Source organism: Gammaproteobacteria bacterium (genome assembly GCA_013214945.1).
In the GTDB taxonomy this organism is placed as follows: Bacteria; Pseudomonadota; Gammaproteobacteria; order Enterobacterales; family Psychrobiaceae; genus Psychrobium.
Genome location: JABSRT010000020.1, coordinates 66,307 through 82,715 on the forward strand (window position 1 = coordinate 66,307; position 16,409 = coordinate 82,715).

Below are 16,409 nucleotides of genomic sequence, written 5' to 3' on the forward strand. Positions count from 1 at the left end.
TGGTTGTTTTGTTTATACCATGATAGTGCAAGATATAACCAATCATTTTATGGAGCTACTTATGTTTACACCTCAAGCTATTACCCTTACGACCGATAAAGTCACCTTACGACCGTTAAGCATGGCGCATTTAAATCAATTTTATCAAGCGGGTTGTTTTAGTGATATTTGGCGTTGGTCATTGCCAGACAAATGCAGCTCGCTTGAGGCAACGAAAGACTGGTTAGCCTATTCTCAAATCATGATGGCAAGCGGTGAACATGTCGCTTTTGCTATTTTAGATAATCAGACGGGTGATTTTGTCGGTAGTACCCGCTATTGCGATATTCACCGCGAAGACCGAAACTTAGAAATTGGCTTTACGTTCATTACGCCTAAATATCAACGCAGTCACATTAATACGCATGCCAAGTATTGCTTGTTAAAACATGCATTTGAAGAACTTGGCGCAATCCGTGTTCAATTTAAAACCCATAAACTTAATGAAAAATCACGCGCGGCAATTCTACGTTTAGGCGCAACCTTTGAAGGGATCATGCGTCAGCAAAAGATCTTAAGTGATAATTCAGTTAGAGACAGTGCACTATTTTCGATTATTGATAGTGAATGGCCGCAGATCAAACAAGCGTTAACGACCAAAATGGACCGAATTACGTAAAGCATTACATTGGATGGCTGGTGGCCGTGCATCGTTAACTATTCGTTTGATTGACTAGTTGAGTTGTTTTTGGTGCCGTTGTGCTGGTGGAACCATGTTAAGGCATGGGGCCATAAGGTTTGTGATTTTCGACTAAAGAACTTCATGTGTCCTATTTCAGCCAGATCTGGTTTTTGTGGTGACACCGTTAGAGTGTCTACTTTAATTTTTTTGAATACCGATAACATATCGGCTAAATTTTCTTGGTTAGCAATGTCGTCATCGGTTGCATTAACCCACATCGTTGGCAAGGTTAGTTGATCATAATAATGAGTTGTAATGCTGTGGCCAAATGCGGTTTTAACGTAACCTTGGCCATTACACCACTGGCGCCACTGATCAGCAACAGCCTGTGGCAGCGGTTCGCCCATGCCTACGAGTTGAGATTTAGTATGGCCAAATAACAAATTGTTAAGTGGAATAAACAGATTCATGAAAAACTGCGCCTTAAACCAGTAAGGCATTTTCATGTTACTCAAGCGACCCGACGAGCTAGCCACTGTGTACATTGAGCTAAGCTGGTCAGCGTTATTCATTAAGCCAATCAGCTGTCCGCCTGCGCTATGGCCCACTAAATGGTAGGGAACACCAGGGAAGTGGCTGATTAATGCGGTTAATGCAGCAGGTAAATCTTGTTCCCCCCAGCATTGTAACGAGGCTTTGCTTTCACGGACATGGCCAACTAATGATTGGCCAATACCACGGTTATCAAAGGTTAAAACACCGTAGCCATGCTCGGCGAGATAAGTGGCGAAATGACGGTAAAATTGGCGCTTAATTCCGGTCGCAGGGCCAATAACCACAGCAGCTTTCAGATCACCTTTAGGTTTAAAGAGAGTGCCTGTGAGCTGGTATTTGTCTTGACACTCAAATGTTATTTGCTCTGATTCTACGTGACTCATTCTCGTCCCAGTAAGATTAATTTACGAACATTCATTCTTTCAGCAGGTTAGACCAGTGTCAAATAGTTTATTTGTTGGAAATACAAGGTCATTAAAATCATCAAGGATTATCGGTTAAGACTGCTCGTTTCACGTTTACTAAAAATTGGCTAAAAGCGCAATTTTGTACAAACAATTGTGCGCGTTTTACGCTACATTACCCAGTAGTCAATTTTATATGGTTTAGTGTTATGGCATCAGCAACAGAGCGCGTTCAGTTTAAACACCTGCAAGAACTTGGTGGGCTTGAAATGGTCGACGCCAATTTTTGTCATTATAATTTCTCTAAGCACTGCCACGACACTTATTCAATTAATGTTATTGAAAAGGGTGCTCAAGTATTTGATAGTGCGGGTATTAAGTACATCGCGCCGGAGCGTAGCATTATTATTGTCAATGCCGATGAGGTGCATACCGGACAATCTGCCAGCCAAGCCGGTTGGTCATATCGCGGCTTATCACCAACCCCTGCACAATTTACACAATTGGCCGAAGATGTCGGTTTAGCGTCCGGATTCGCGCCGTATTTCCCCCAGGCAGTGATTGAAGATAGTCAAATGGCCAATCAACTAAGCCAACTTTTTACGACACTTGCGTTGTCAGACAACCCATTGCTGCGTGAAACGATGCTCTATGGTGTGCTTACCCGGTTGATGTTAAAACACGGTAAAACCAGCAAAGATCTCGATAATACCCGCACTTCAAATGTCAAAATGGAATGGGTCCGTCAGTATATTCAGGATAATTTGAATCAGCAAATTTCCTTGGAGCAACTGGCAACCTTAACCGATTTTTCGCCTTTTTATCTGGTTAGACAATTTCAAAAACGTTATGGCTTACCGCCACATGCCTATCAAATTCAACATCGGTTACGTAAAAGTAAAACCTTGCTGCGCCAAGGACATAAAGTGGTTGATGTCGCGACCGATATTGGTTTTTACGATCAAAGTCATTTTCATCGTCATTTCAAAAGAGCCAATGGGGTTACGCCAAGTAATTATGCGCGTCAGGTGGCAAGTTAGCCGCCGTTTACCCTCGCAATAGAGTAAACCCTGTGCAATAACATCCAATTTTTTGTATCCCAGCAGTGAGATGCTTGCAGCTTCAGTGATTAATCTTGGAGTATGCAATGGCACTTAATCGAAAATCTGCCTATTTATATCGAGCACGACAAGGCGCATTAGATATGCTGCCCTTAAACTTAGCCGTTTTACCTTGGGGAATTTTGTGCGGTTCGTTAGCTATTCAACGTGACTTTAGTACGTTAGAAGCCTTATTAATGCCAGCTTTAGTTTTTGCTGGCGCTGTACAGCTGATTGTTACTCAATTGATGTACGAACAAGCGCCGTTAGTGACCATTCTATTCACAGCAACTGTTATCAGTTCACGGCATTTTTTATATGGGCTAGCGCTACGAGACAAGTTAAAACACTTACCGCTTCGTTGGCGCGCCAGCCTTGGGTTTTTATTAACCGATGAATTATTTGCGTTATCGGGCCAGTCTAAATCGTTGCGGGGGAAACTGCAATTGGTCTATGGACTTGGCGCCGGCGGCAGTTTTTATCTGAGCTGGTTACTGTGGAATGTGATTGGTATTGTCGCTGGCGGCTACTTGCCAGATCTGACCAATTTAGGGCTTGATTTTGCCATAGCAGTCACCTTTATAGCCTTGGTCATTCCATCGATAGTCAATGTTGCCATGATCGTGACCGTGGTGGTTGCTGCGCTGTTATCTGTTATTTTCAAGTTGCTTAACTGGGAGCTCGGCTTGGTGTTAGCATCGGTTATCGCGATGTACTGTGGGTACCTTACGACGACAATTCAGGCGAAGTTAGTGATTAATAATAAGTGCCATGTACAATCACTCGAGGAATTACAATGAATCTGCTGACCATTGTGCTATTAGCCATCATTACTTTTACCAGTCGTTATCTGTTTTTACATCCAAGCCTACCATTACGGATAGGTCCTAAGATGGGCCACTTTTTAACGTTTAGTGCGCCAGCCGTATTAACCGCAATATGGGTGCCAATAATCTTTGCTAAAGACAGTCAATTAAACCTTAGCCCGACCAACCCTTATTTATTAGCAGCACTTGTCGCCATAGTTGTGGCGAAGAAAACCAGCAGTATTTATTTAACCTTAATTACTAGCATGGTGCTTTTTGTGTTGTTACGCCTTTATCTGCCTGTTTAGCTTGGGCCAGTAGCGTGGTTCGGCTAATAAGTTCAAGCTAAAATAGGCAAAAAGAAACCCAGAGTAGCGAACTACTCTGGGCAACTGAAACTTAGAACCGCTAATTAGAAAATTAGGTGCGCTAAACCAGCAATGATTGGCAATGTTACTAAGGTTCTTAGGATGAAAATTAAGAACAATTCAGCGATGTTTACTGGGATTTTGCTGCCCAATAATAATGCGCCGACTTCACTTAGGTAAATCAATTGGGTAACGGATAACGCCGCGATGACAAAACGGGTCATATCCGATTCAATTGAACCCGCTAAAATTGACGGAATAAACATATCGGCAAAACCAACAACTACTGTTTGTGATGCGCTAACAGCTTCTGGAATTTGCAATAATTCAAGTAATGGAATAAACGGCATGCCCAAGTACTGGAATACAGGTGTGTATTCAGCAATGATAAGTGCAATGGTACCAATACCCATAATTACTGGGATAACCCCAAACACCATATCAACAGCATTTTTTACGCCATCGTTTAACGTTTGCTTAAAGCCATTAGCCTGTGATGCTTTTGCTAATGCTTGCTCGAGGCCCCATGAGAAAACGTTATGGCCTTGTGGAATAACTTCGTCGTCTGGCTTAGGTGCAGTGCCATCGATATACAGATCTTTTTTCCATGACAATGGCGGCAGCTTAGGCACGATTATCGCAGCCATAATACCAGCAAAACAAACGGTTAAATAAAACGGTACAAACATGTGCTCTAATTTAACTTGAGAAATAACCACTAAAGAAAAAGTAATTGAAACAGCAGAGAACGTGGTGCCAACAACAGCAGCTTCACGTTGAGTATAAAGGCGGGCTTCATATTGCTTGCTGGTCATTAAGATAGCGACACTGCCATCACCTAACCACGATGTCATACAGTCGACTGCACTGCGACCTGGTAAATTGAAGACCGGACGCATAATTTTAGTCAGCAGGGTACCAACGAACTCTAATAGACCAAAATTCATTAATAATGGCATTAGCATACCGGCTAGAATGAAAACGCTAAATAAAGAAGGTAACAGGTCATTTAGAATTAATGCACCAGTGCCACCAGAAGTGATCGCTTCTGGCCCAACTTCTAAAAACGTTAATGTCACAAACGTCGCGCCTAATAAGCGAACTAACAACCAAACTGGGGTGACATTAAATAACGAATTAAAAAAGCTATGCTCGGTGATTAATTTTGGTTTGAACAGCTTCGTTAATACCGATACCGCCGTACTAAAAACAATAACGCCAGTTACAATTGCGGTAACGGAGTCACCAAGAATACTTAACATGCTTTTCGATACGATGGCAATAGGAATGGTTATTGCGTCATGGTAGCTAATAGGTGTCATAAATAATAGTAAGCCTATTAATGACGGAATAATAAATGTCAGCATCGTCTTGATGCCGTATGTTGTTTTTGTAGTCACTTCATTTACCTTAACTTGGGTTTTCTTGATGTGTAATTTAGTTAACAGCTATCTTTAACGTCGCACTAAGTTGGCATACTCATACAAGTTGAGGGCGGCAGATTACCTATTTAATCTCGCTATGTAAAATCAAAACGTTTGAATTTTGAGCATGCAGTTAGCGCTCATTTGCATATTTATTCACGCTTAATAACAAACTATTCGCCAGGTCAGGTGGGGATGTTAAAGGTTAGTTAAATCAATTAGTTGGCAACGTAAGTGGTGTGACATCGTTCGCCAAGTTAAGTCAATGAATCATAGGTGTTTACTGCTGGGTTTTAGCTTTGATTAGTGTAGGGGAGGTGAATTTTATAATGTTAACATTTTGGTGCTGCGATGTTGGATTTGTGAATGTTAACGCAGTGTTTTTTTTGTTGGTACGGCTAAATAAAAGTTAATAAATTTGTTGCACCTCGTTAACCATAACTCAATAAATAGACGAGCCGGTTACATTTTGAACTACGACTTTTGTCTAAGGCTGTTTGATGGGTAATTTGTTCAATTGCTTAACGGTAAAGTTAGCGGTTGTTGTTAGCAGTTGATCCCGTCAATCAGCATGATAAATGATCACCACTGGTGCTAACCATTGCACTAAATCATTGGTAAGCTTTGATATCTTCAATAGAAGCGTAAATTGATGTCAGTTAAAAAATGCGATATTAATACCATTGGCATTAAATAGTTGTGCTAATCAAATAAACAATATCGCTATCATTGCGGCACTCTCAATCCCAATAGCTAGCTGTTAGTCGGAAATTGCGCCTTGCTGTTACTCATATTACTGGGGCACAACAAAATCACATAATTAATACAAATGATATAAGATACATTTTAAAGTCGTTGTGCCGGAGTCAATGTGAACTTTTTAGCCCATGCCCATTTAGCCTACCTTACTAATACCTCAATCACCGGTAACTTGCTTGGTGACTTTATCAAAGGTTCGGTACTTGATCAGCTTAAACCCTCTTGGCAGCGGGGCGTTCGATTGCATCGAAAAATAGACATTTACACCGATAGTCATCTTTCTCTTAAACCGTTGAAAGTCGAACTTGGGCCTCTGCGACGGTTTTCGGGCATAATCCTCGATATATTATTAGATCACATTATTGCTAAGAATTTTGAAGATTTTGGTAATATTGCATTAATCGACTTTGCGCAGCTAGTATATCAAGATTTGGCAATTGATCGGGCGCAGCAACCAAGCAAGTTTGAAGCGGTAACTCAGCGGATGATAGCAGGGGACTGGTTATATAATTATCAAAACCTGGACATAATAGAGCAGGCACTTATTCGAACCTCACAAAGGATCAGCATTAAACCTGATTTTAGACCGGCACTTGTTTGGTATCAGCGGCACCAACAACATATTGATGATGTCGGAACCGCTTTTTATCGTGACTTAATTGCGCATAGTCGCCAGCAGGCCATTATACTAAGCGCAAATTGAACGACAGTTCATTGTAAACCACTTAATATCTATTTTTATAGGGCGTCAAGCATCGTTTGAGCGTCGCTAACATTAAAAGACTTCGGCTGCTCAATATTGAGTTTGGTTACCACACCATTGGTAATTAACATTGAATAACGTTGTGAGCGTAAACCACCGAAACTTCCTGTTTCCGTTGATAAGCCCAGTGCTTGGGTAAAAGCACCATCGCCATCGGCAAGCATCATAATATTGTCCTTGTTTACGTTATGAGCTTCTCCCCACGCATTCATCACGAATGCATCATTAACTGATAGGCAAATAATGGCTTCAACCCCTTTGGCTTTTATTTGTTCAGCCAACATTATATAACCTGGTAAATGCGAATTTGAACAAGTAGGGGTAAAAGCGCCAGGTACGGCAAATAATACGACCTTTTTATCGTTAAACAACTCGGCACTGGTGTGCGTTGTTGATGAGGTCGATATTAATTGCTGCAATTCGCCATTAGGCATTTTGTCATTTAGTTTGATCATCTGTTTTTCCATCCTTGACAGCGAAATGTGTCAATCCTTAAATTGGTATAAGTGTTTGTTTGCTTAAGTTAGATTCAAATATATCTCAGTAGAATATTACTTAGTTAGCGACAAATGTCTAGCGCGTTAAAGCTAAGTTTTCAATTAGAATTGAACCATTTTCGTGAAGGCCTACGTCAAATGTTGCGCCAGTTGGTGTGCTTGAACTCGTGCAGATGGCCAATTAAAGTCTATCTTGGTTTTGGCAGTGCTTTTATCACTAAAAATTGGGCAATAGGGGAAACAAGAAAGACAGTCGGCAGGGCAACCGGCCACGACAACAAGAAAGCGTCACGCCATGCTAGCCAAAAGTTAGGATCGGACAAGCCAAGACGTGAAATAATAATCACCCCGCTCATAATTGCACTCATTAAAAACGACATCGTAAATGCCATAAACAATCTATATTTTATTTGGTAACTGATAAGGTCAGGCTCCTGACTATTTTAACGATATTTACCGCTATAATTTCTGTTTTAGTGACAACATAATGTCATTAAAGTGATGTTAATTCAAACATTTTAAAAAATCGCCAGTTGTGCTAATCGTTATATCAATCAGCAAACGCTGACATGAAATCTTTGTTGGAATTGTGTTTTATTGATTTTTTTGTACGTTGGATTGTTGTTGTTTTTGCATTGCCAGTAATCTCGCTAATATAGACTATAATTTCTTGACGATTTGGCTTATTAATTATCGCATTATAAGTGACGTTTATCGGAGGCATATATGAAGCACTTCACCGACCTAAAGATTAGCAGTAAGTTATCTGGACTCATATCAATACTACTACTGGTAATGGGCATTATCGTTGGCTTTGGCATTGCTAAAATGAAAACTATCGGTTATGAGCTCGACACCATTGCTTTTGAAGACATGCCATTAATAGAACTGACTTCTGAACTGACGGTAAAACAATTAGAGACGGCATTACTTTTGGAGCAAGTATTGAGATCTGCTGCTGTTAAACCAGCGCCTGATGCTAAAAGTATTACTGAAGTGTCTGGTGAAATTCACCAAATAAGTCGGGATGTCGACCAAGAAATAATAAAGGCCAGCGCGCTACTGACTAAAGCGATTGACCATGCACTTACGCCTGAGATTCGTATTACTGAGCAAAAGTTGGCTAAACAGTTAGCGAGCTTAAAAAGTAAACATTCTAGTTATGAAACTCATGTTTTTACGTTGCTGACTCACATTGAACAAGGCCGGTTAGAGCAAGCATCGAGCTTGGCTGCGACGACAGAACACGAACAACAAGAACTTAACCACGAATTAGAAATCTTCTTAGTAGCCATCGAACATTTAACAGATGCTGCGTTAGATGTTGTCAAACACGAGGAAGAGTCTGCACTTGCAGGAATGATTAGCCTGGCAGTGCTTGCCTTATTAATCAGCCTACCACTAGGGTACTTGGTGACTAAGAGTGTAACTCGTCCGATAAAGTCAGCCGTAATATTAGCCAATGAGATGGCTCAGGGAAATTTATCGGTTACGACAAAGACAGCCGGTAAAGATGAAACAGCCCAGTTACTCAACTCAATGGCTGATATGGCTGCTAAGCTCCGGCAAATGATTATGCAAGTTAGCCGCTCATCGGTTGAAATGGTGACGGCTACTGAAGCACTTTCGGTCGTTAGCGAACAAAACAATACGGCGATCAATCAACAACGAGCAGATACTCAATTAGTGGCCCAATCGATGACTGAAATGGTTAATTCGGTGCTAGCGGTTAAAAATAATGCACTTAGTGCTGAGCAGATTGCCCAGCAAGCTAATATTGAAGCTGGTAGAGGAGCCGCTGTGGTCAAGGAAAGTCAACAATCAATAAATCAGCTTGTTGCTAAAGTGACCAATGCCTCTGACAAAATCAATGTCCTAAAAAATGGTAGCAATGATATTGGCGGGATTGTCGGCGTAATTAGTGGCATTGCCGATCAAACCAACTTGCTCGCATTAAATGCGGCAATCGAAGCAGCTCGCGCTGGTGAACAGGGGCGCGGTTTTGCTGTAGTCGCGGACGAAGTTCGCTCACTTGCTCAACGCACTCAGTCGTCAACCCAAGAAATAACAAGCTTAGTCCAGCGCTTACAGCTAGGTGCTACGTCTGCGGTTGAAGTGATGGATGAAAGCCGAGTACAAGTTAGAAGCCAGCGCCGAGCTAGCTGCAAAAGCAGGGCAGTCACTAGACACAATAACCTCGGCAGTATCAAGCATCATGGATATGAATGCGAAAATATCATCTGCCTGTCAGCAACAATCTATTGTTGCTGAAGAAATTAACCACAATGTGGCAAATATTAGTGACTCCAGCGATGAAATATTACGAGGTGCGCAGCAAAACGAACTTTCTAGTGAGCAACTTGCGAGCCTTGCTCATGCCATGCAACAGCTAATGAAACAGTTTAAGCTTTGAGCATAATAATACGGTAACTTATTGCTGGAATTGTGCGCTGACGCTTGGTCAATACAGCAGTGCTAAAATGCTCATTTCAATGGTAGTATTTATACCGAGCATTAGTACGGTATTGACCAATGTTTACAGATCAGCGTTACGTTAAGGATAAATTCATGAATAAACTCACTCTTATTATTGTCACTAGTTTAGGGTTATTAACCGGCTGTAGCTCGGTGAGCATTAACTTGGGTATTGAGAATGGGCAATTGCAGCCGTGCCCGCCAAAACCAAATTGTGTTAACAGTTTTACCGATGACAATAAACAGTTCATCAAACCTATACTGGCGCTGGGCAGCCAACGAGAAGTACAGAGTCATCTGTTGCAGATTATTAACAGCCGAAAAAGAACTAAGATATTAACGACACAAGATAATTATATTAGAGCTGAATTCACGTCTAAAATATTCCGCTTTGTTGACGATGTAGAGTTTTATTTTCCTGTAACCAAGTCAGACAAAATAACCATCCATGTTCGATCTGGCTCACGTGTTGGTCATTCTGATTTTGGGGTTAACCGAGCACGCATTGAAACTATTCGAACCGAGTTCAAGGCGCTTAGCCAATAGTAAACAAGACTTAAACCGGCTTAGATAACGAAAGTTAGAACAACTCTTTCATATCAGTAATTTGTTTTATTTCGGTTAGAAGTTCTTCAGCAGCGCCGGTAACGATTGTGATACACAGGTCAACATGCTTGATTTCAGCTGCTGACAAATCATGGTTTAGAGTTTCCTGCCGGCAGGTCGCTAAAGACTTTAACACCGACTGAGTGACTTGGGTCATCACCAACTCAATACGTGGCAGTGATATCTCAAAGCTGTTAGCAAAATCGGCTAACATAAAAGCGGTAATTGAATTTTTGAAATTTCCCTCAGAGCCTTGTTCATATTCGCCAATCGACATCGCATAGTTTTGGGGAATACTGCTATCGGGTTCGGTTGAGTCGCTAGCCTGACTACGACGTTTAATTTCTTGAATAATCGCTTCTATATTCACCAGATCATAAAACGGCGTTAGCTCTAATCCCTTGCTACCAACAAAAAAACTAATGTTTTTGCCATGGGCATCATAGTTTCGGGTCAGAATGTTGAAAGTCATCCATTGAATTAGCTTTAAACGATAAGCTGCGTCGTTCGATGTTTTAACGGCAAACAAATGAGAAAAAGACACGCCATCACGCATATAAATGCCATCTCCCTCATCACCGTGTTGTCGTTCGTATTTGTACGACGGTGGTAAGTTCGTTGCTTGGCAGCCATCAATAACGTGGCGACATTGCACGCTACTTTTATCAGCGAGTAAGCGGCGATCAAATCGCTCAATCACGAAGGTCCTTACACCACCATAAGCGCGTATTTCGACTTTAGGTACATCAATACCACTATGGCGCGCCAGCATCATGGTGAAAAACTCGTTAACCGCAATAAGCGGTGCTTTGCCCGTTTCAAACTTGAATATTTTGTTCGAACACAGGTTCCCTTCGCCAAAACCGATTTTTCCGTCGTATTCAAGAAAGTTAAGTTTGTCCTGCACGCCGGCAACAGACAGTCTGGTGCGACCATCCCAATAGGTTATCGACTCACCAATATTGCAAAACCGCGCTAATTTATCAGTCAGTTCGTTGTCGGTAACCACCCTTAAATGGGTAGGCTTTGGCAATTGATCTGGCGCTTTAAACGAAAGTGCGCCGGAGGTTTCTTGGCCAATAACACGAATAAGGCCAAAGGTATTATTTTTCGATATCGTGGTATTGCTGGTGATATCTTCTAAGCCTTTGCCTTCAGGTAGCAAGTTTTGCAGGTAGTTTCTAACGGCTCTAAAATCGAATTTACCATTTAAAGGCAGGTGTGGCGAAATAGGGAAACCTTGTTCTATCCATGCTGGTTGGTAAATAAGTGATATTTCTGTTTCAGAGCCAACGCGCATTGTTATTGTCGCAATCTTTCTTTGGCTACCGATGATTACATCCAGAATATAATTAGAACCATTGGTCATCATGCTCTCCTAATTGCTGATCTGCCGGCTTTAATTGGCTTTCATCGGTTGTTATGTCAAAAGAGAGTCCGAGCAACTCCATTACTCTGAGCACATTAATGAAGTTTACTTTAGGATCGCCTTTTTCAATCTTAATAATGGTTTGCTTTGAAATAGTCAGCGCTTTAGCCACATCAACAATTCGTAACCTCATACCCGTTCGCTTGGCAGTTATCGCAAGCGCGAGCAGGTTAGGGGAGAACTTGGTTGATAAATCGGGCATAGCGGTGGGTTTCACGGCTTTACCTAGGGATTTTTTATTGTTCTGCATTATCAAAAGTCTGTTTAAATGTTATTTTAGATTAATATTAGATATTTCTATCTTAAAGTCAATAAAAATAGACCTTTAGCTAATGCATTGCTACACACGCGTCAAAAGTCCATTTAAACGTCATTTTAGAGCTATTTGGTTGAGCCAATTCAATCGTTGTTGCTCGCATTACTAATAGCCTGAATACGATCAAGCCTGAGTACGATCAATCCTAAGTACGATCAAATTTAAGTAGAACAGCCATGTCGACTATCTTAATCTTGACCAATTAGCGACTTAAACTCAATTTAGTTGTAATGACAATGGTGTCTCAATCTTATAGCAGAGCTGTAAATCAACTATAGTGATTGATATTTGCTCGATGAGTACGGTAAATGCATATACGACTTGTAATGCAACCCGTTATCATTATTATTAAGGTCTCGTAAGGTGTATAAATCGCTACACTTTAAATCGCATTGCTATGCAGCCCACCGCTAGAAGAGATATAGAGTTAATTTATGAAGTTTGCTAGAACCCCGATCGCCCAAAGCCTATGCTTAATTTTGGGATTAAATGCCCACGCTATTGCTCAAGACCACACTCAAGACAACACTCAAAATAATACTCAAGCACAAATACAGACAGAAATAGAAAACGTTGTTGTGTTTGGCCAACAGCAGTCTTACTTGAACCCGCTTGTCAGTACGGCCACCAAAACCGATATCGATCCCCTAGATACCCCCGTGACTGTTAATGTCATTAATCAGCAGTTTTTAGCAGATATTCGGGCTGAGTCTCTCGCCGATGCATACGGTTATACCACAGGGTTAGGCCGAAGCGGCGTCACAGCAAACTCATTTACCTTGCGAGGAATTGCAGCTGATTTGAGCTCAATTCAAGTCAATGGCTTACCAGGCTTAGCATCACGCTTTGGCTCACCAACAACAGCCAACGTTGAACAAGTTGAAATATTAAAAGGCCCGGCATCTATTATGTATGGCCAAATCCAGCCCGGTGGCCTAATTAATATTGTGACCAAAAAGCCACAAGATCAGGCGTCAGTTAGTGTCGATGTCTCTCTAAATACCTATGCAACTGATGTTAGTGGTGCGAGTGACGACAATAGTTTAACCGCAACCATTGATGCGACCGGGCCACTTAATGAAAGTGACACTTGGTTATATCGTTTAATCGTCAGCGCTGAAGACAATAATTCCTATCGAAACGATGTTGATTCACAAAATTATTACCTATTTCCGACACTAACTTACCGTCATAGCGATGAAACTGCGGTTACTTTTGGGGTCGAGCTGCAGTCAGAAAATCGCGTCGCGGATAATGGCCTTGCAGTATTGAATAACGATATCAAACAAATTGCTGACATCGATACCCATTACCAGTCGGCAGGTGATACCAGTGATGACCGCGGTTTAGTCGCGTTTACGACGTTTAATCATCAGCTTAACGATAACTTCGACTTAACCGTCGACTGGCGCAGTGTTTGGCATGAAGACGAACGCGATCTTTATGAAAATAACGCAGTAGTTGATTCTAGCGACTCGGTAAAACTAAGAGATCGTACTCAACTAAATATACGTGACTATCATTATGTTGATATTCGAACTACGGGTCAGTTATGGACGGGCGACATTGAGCATCAAGTGTTATTCGGTGCCAATATCGGGACAGAAGAGAGCGACTTTAAACGTGAAACCTATACTAAAACGACGGTTGATTTTTATGCTCCTAGCGATTTAACCGCCACTGACCAAAGCGCCTATGTGCTTAACCATCGCATTACTAAGCATAAAAATTATGGCCTTTACGCTCAAGATAGCATCGCGTTAAGCCAGTCGTGGAGCGTCATGGCTGGCCTGCGTTATACCCGTCAAGACACTGAATATAACGATGCACAAGAAAATGCCTCACGGGGAACTTCATCACAACAAAGATTAACGAGTTCAAGTGATGCCTTTGTTTCACAAGCCGGCGTCGTGTATAAGATCATGCCGGACACCTCGTTATACTTAAGTTACGGCGAAAGCTTTAACCCAAATAGCATTGAAGACACTGATGCCAATGGCGATACCTTTGAGCCAGAAGAAGGCCGTCAATATGAGTTGGGCATCAAAAGCACGCTCTTTAATGACACAACAAGCCTAAACATTGCGTATTTCGATATTGAAAAATCTAATGTGGTTGATGAAAATGAAGCTGGCGATAATGAACTACTGGGCAAAGTAATTAGTACCGGTATAGAAGCTGAATTGTTAATGATGCCTGTTGAAAACTGGCAAATTAAGCTCGGTTATGCCTATGTCGATGCAAATGTGTCGGGCAGTCTAGATCCTGCTATTAATGGTAATCGCGTTGCAGGTTCAGCATTAAATGAAGCCTACGTTTGGACCAAATACAATTTACCGAACGAGATTGCTGGCGGCTTAGTAAGTGCAACTTTAGGCATCAATTATGAAAGTTCGCGTTACACCAGTTCAGATGTCGATACTCGTGTTGAGCTGCCAAGTTATACAACGGTTGATATCGGTGTTCATTATGAGTTTGGCGACTACCGGACCTCGCTTAATTTAGAAAACATCACCGATGAACTGTATTATATTGGTGGCAGTAAAGACACGCGTATTTACGTGGGCGACCCTCGTAACATTACCTTAAGTGTATCGGGTAAATTTTAATGTCGGTGAGCATTAAACGACGCATTGTTGTCGGCTTAATGCTCGTGCTCTCTAGTTTGACAGCACAGGCAGAGCATACGGTTGAACACGAAGTGGGTACTTTGACATTGCCCGCGGCACCACAACGAATTGTTGTTTTAGAATATTCGTTTATTGATGCGCTCGCGACAATGGGGGTTTCTCCGGTTGGCGTTGCCGATGACTTAAACCCTCAACGGATTATTCCTGCGGTCCGCACGTTACTTGCACCATGGACTTCGGTTGGCATGCGTTCACAGCCGAGCTTAGAGATTATTGCACAGCTTAAACCAGATTTGATCATTGCAGATTTGCATCGTCATCGCGTTAGTTATGATGATTTGTCTAAGATAGCCCCGACTATGTTGCTTAAAAGTCGAGGTGAATCCTATCAAGACGCACTCGACTCGGCTTTATTAATCGGTAAAGCCCTAGATAAAGAGCAACTAATGCAAGCGCGAATTGCGCAGCATAAAGCGTTGATGGCAACTTATCAGGGTAAATTTAACGATGTCGGCACGGTTCAATTTGCTAATGTTAACGATCGTGGCATGTGGATGCATGGGCCATTGTCATTTACTGGCAGTTTATTTGAGTCGCTTGGGCTAGAGTCTGGCATTGCAGATTTGAAAAAAAGCTATTTAATGCAAGTGAATTTTGAAGTACTACTGCAAGTAAACCCTGACTGGTTATTTTACGGAAAAAAGCAACCAGGATCAGTGTTAGATACATGGCAACAAAGCCCTTTGTTTAGGTTACTTAAAATCGATAAAACAGGGCAGTTTAAACAGGTTTCGTCAGCGTTATGGTCTCTCAATCGCGGCATGTTGGCGGCTGAAGGCATTGCAAAAGAGCTCGACTTAATACTTAATCATTCGAATGAGTCATAACGAACCCTAGGGTGACCATTTGCCTTAAGCAAGCACAAAGCCGTTGCCATCACTGGTAACGGTTTTTTTTGCCACAGTTGTATCAGAAAAGCATGGTGATGGTTAAATTTGTGTGTGTGACATCTTCGCTGTGTTAGTTAACTTGGCTTGATGCCTTATCTTGTCATGCCTTGTGATACTTTGTAATGGTATGTTTTGGTTAGCTTTATATTATCTGATATTCCACAATACTGTTTTGTGTCACCAACAATGATTCGCTTAGCGGCAGTTGCTATACTGCCCAGCAATTATAGAATTGGAGAGTCACCACATGTCAGCATTGATCCTTAATGGAACGAAACTCGCTAAAATACGCGAACAGCAACTTAAAGTCGCAAGCGATCTGTTACTTGAGCAGCAAAAACCACAACCTACCTTAGCCACTATTTTGGTCGGCGACGATCCTTCCTCGGCAACTTATGTGCAAATGAAAGTTAATGCTTGTGAGCGGATTGGCATTGGCTCAAAGTTTATCAAACTGCCAGCTAGCACCACCACCAATGAGTTGTTGGCACAAATCGAAAACTTAAATAACGATCCCGCTATTAGTGGTATTTTGTTGCAACATCCGGTCCCAGATCAAATCGACGAACGCGCATGTTTTGACGCAATAGCAATCGCTAAAGATGTTGACGGCGTAACGACGCAAGGTTTTGGCCTAATGGCGATGGGCAAGCCAGCCTTTGGCTC

The 16,409-nt window shown here is 41.8% G+C and carries 16 protein-coding genes and 1 pseudogene (1 of these 17 running past the window's edge); 11 read left to right on the plus strand and 6 right to left on the minus strand.

Features of this window, described 5'->3' with window-relative positions:
* Positions 1 to 49: 49 nt before the first annotated feature.
* A complete protein-coding gene (locus HRU23_15130) occupies positions 50 to 658 on the plus strand; it encodes a GNAT family N-acetyltransferase (GenBank protein NRA55474.1) in 609 nt (202 codons plus the stop codon).
* A gap of 38 nt (positions 659 to 696) precedes the next feature.
* Here the strand turns inward: HRU23_15130 and HRU23_15135 are convergent, their stop codons facing one another.
* Positions 697 to 1,599 carry an alpha/beta fold hydrolase gene (locus HRU23_15135; protein NRA55475.1) on the minus strand — a complete coding sequence of 301 codons (903 nt, stop codon included), beginning with the start codon at positions 1,597 to 1,599 and terminating at the stop codon, positions 697 to 699.
* 290 nt (positions 1,600 to 1,889) lie between these two features.
* Between HRU23_15135 and HRU23_15140 the strand changes: the two genes are divergently transcribed.
* The 3 genes from HRU23_15140 (at position 1,890) to HRU23_15150 (ending at position 3,834) form a co-directional block, all read left to right on the plus strand.
* On the plus strand, positions 1,890 to 2,660 hold the full coding sequence (locus HRU23_15140; protein NRA55476.1) for an AraC family transcriptional regulator: 771 nt from the start codon (positions 1,890 to 1,892) through the stop codon (positions 2,658 to 2,660).
* A gap of 164 nt (positions 2,661 to 2,824) precedes the next feature.
* Positions 2,825 to 3,520 (plus strand): AzlC family ABC transporter permease, encoded by a 696-nt coding sequence (locus tag HRU23_15145; protein ID NRA55477.1) that lies wholly within the window; start codon positions 2,825 to 2,827, stop codon positions 3,518 to 3,520.
* Positions 3,517 to 3,834, plus strand: coding sequence for an AzlD domain-containing protein (locus tag HRU23_15150; GenBank protein ID NRA55478.1), 318 nt, complete (start codon positions 3,517 to 3,519; stop codon positions 3,832 to 3,834). Before HRU23_15145 ends, HRU23_15150 begins: the two co-directional genes overlap by 4 nt.
* A 104-nt stretch (positions 3,835 to 3,938) precedes the next feature.
* Here HRU23_15150 and HRU23_15155 read toward each other — a convergent pair whose 3' ends face one another.
* Positions 3,939 to 5,261: a YjiH family protein gene (locus HRU23_15155; GenBank protein ID NRA55479.1), complete on the minus strand. Its 1,323-nt coding sequence runs from the start codon at positions 5,259 to 5,261 to the stop codon at positions 3,939 to 3,941.
* Positions 5,262 to 6,189: 928 nt separating this feature from the next.
* Here HRU23_15155 and HRU23_15160 point away from each other — a divergent pair.
* Positions 6,190 to 6,780, plus strand: a complete 591-nt coding sequence (locus HRU23_15160) for a DUF479 domain-containing protein (protein NRA55480.1) — start codon at positions 6,190 to 6,192, stop codon at positions 6,778 to 6,780.
* Between the two features lie 35 nt (positions 6,781 to 6,815).
* On the opposite strand, the gene HRU23_15165 is transcribed toward HRU23_15160, so the two are convergent.
* Complete coding sequence (locus tag HRU23_15165) at positions 6,816 to 7,295, minus strand: peroxiredoxin (protein ID NRA55481.1); 480 nt, start codon at positions 7,293 to 7,295, stop codon at positions 6,816 to 6,818.
* Positions 7,296 to 7,525: 230 nt separating this feature from the next.
* Positions 7,526 to 7,717 carry a DUF2798 domain-containing protein gene (locus HRU23_15170; GenBank protein ID NRA55482.1) on the minus strand — a complete coding sequence of 64 codons (192 nt, stop codon included), beginning with the start codon at positions 7,715 to 7,717 and terminating at the stop codon, positions 7,526 to 7,528.
* A 346-nt stretch (positions 7,718 to 8,063) separates the two neighbouring features.
* On the opposite strand from HRU23_15170, the gene HRU23_15175 reads away from it, so the two are divergent.
* The 3 genes from HRU23_15175 to HRU23_15185 all read left to right on the plus strand — a co-directional run bounded on the left by HRU23_15175 (position 8,064) and on the right by HRU23_15185 (position 10,358).
* Positions 8,064 to 9,608, plus strand: a complete 1,545-nt coding sequence (locus tag HRU23_15175) for a methyl-accepting chemotaxis protein (GenBank protein NRA55483.1) — start codon at positions 8,064 to 8,066, stop codon at positions 9,606 to 9,608.
* The gene (locus HRU23_15180; GenBank protein ID NRA55484.1) at positions 9,559 to 9,750 is read left to right on the plus strand and encodes a hypothetical protein; all 192 of its coding nucleotides are present in this window, start codon (positions 9,559 to 9,561) and stop codon (positions 9,748 to 9,750) included. The genes HRU23_15175 and HRU23_15180 overlap by 50 nt, the downstream gene beginning before the upstream one ends.
* A gap of 155 nt (positions 9,751 to 9,905) precedes the next feature.
* Positions 9,906 to 10,358 carry a DUF1499 domain-containing protein gene (locus tag HRU23_15185; GenBank protein ID NRA55485.1) on the plus strand — a complete coding sequence of 151 codons (453 nt, stop codon included), beginning with the start codon at positions 9,906 to 9,908 and terminating at the stop codon, positions 10,356 to 10,358.
* 34 nt (positions 10,359 to 10,392) lie between these two features.
* Here the strand turns inward: HRU23_15185 and HRU23_15190 are convergent, their stop codons facing one another.
* Positions 10,393 to 11,787, minus strand: a complete 1,395-nt coding sequence (locus HRU23_15190; GenBank protein ID NRA55486.1) for a HipA domain-containing protein — start codon at positions 11,785 to 11,787, stop codon at positions 10,393 to 10,395.
* The gene (locus tag HRU23_15195; GenBank protein ID NRA55487.1) at positions 11,771 to 12,049 is read right to left on the minus strand and encodes a helix-turn-helix domain-containing protein; all 279 of its coding nucleotides are present in this window, start codon (positions 12,047 to 12,049) and stop codon (positions 11,771 to 11,773) included. Before HRU23_15195 ends, HRU23_15190 begins: the two co-directional genes overlap by 17 nt.
* Positions 12,050 to 12,597: 548 nt before the next feature.
* On the opposite strand from HRU23_15195, the gene HRU23_15200 reads away from it, so the two are divergent.
* The 3 genes and pseudogenes from HRU23_15200 to HRU23_15210 form a co-directional block, all read left to right on the plus strand.
* Positions 12,598 to 14,772, plus strand: a complete 2,175-nt coding sequence (locus tag HRU23_15200) for a TonB-dependent receptor (protein ID NRA55488.1) — start codon at positions 12,598 to 12,600, stop codon at positions 14,770 to 14,772.
* A complete protein-coding gene (locus HRU23_15205) occupies positions 14,772 to 15,680 on the plus strand; it encodes an ABC transporter substrate-binding protein (protein NRA55489.1) in 909 nt (302 codons plus the stop codon). Before HRU23_15200 ends, HRU23_15205 begins: the two co-directional genes overlap by 1 nt.
* 310 nt (positions 15,681 to 15,990) lie before the next feature.
* Positions 15,991 to 16,409 (plus strand): annotated as a pseudogene (locus HRU23_15210) (bifunctional 5,10-methylene-tetrahydrofolate dehydrogenase/5,10-methylene-tetrahydrofolate cyclohydrolase); it runs 405 nt beyond the window's last position.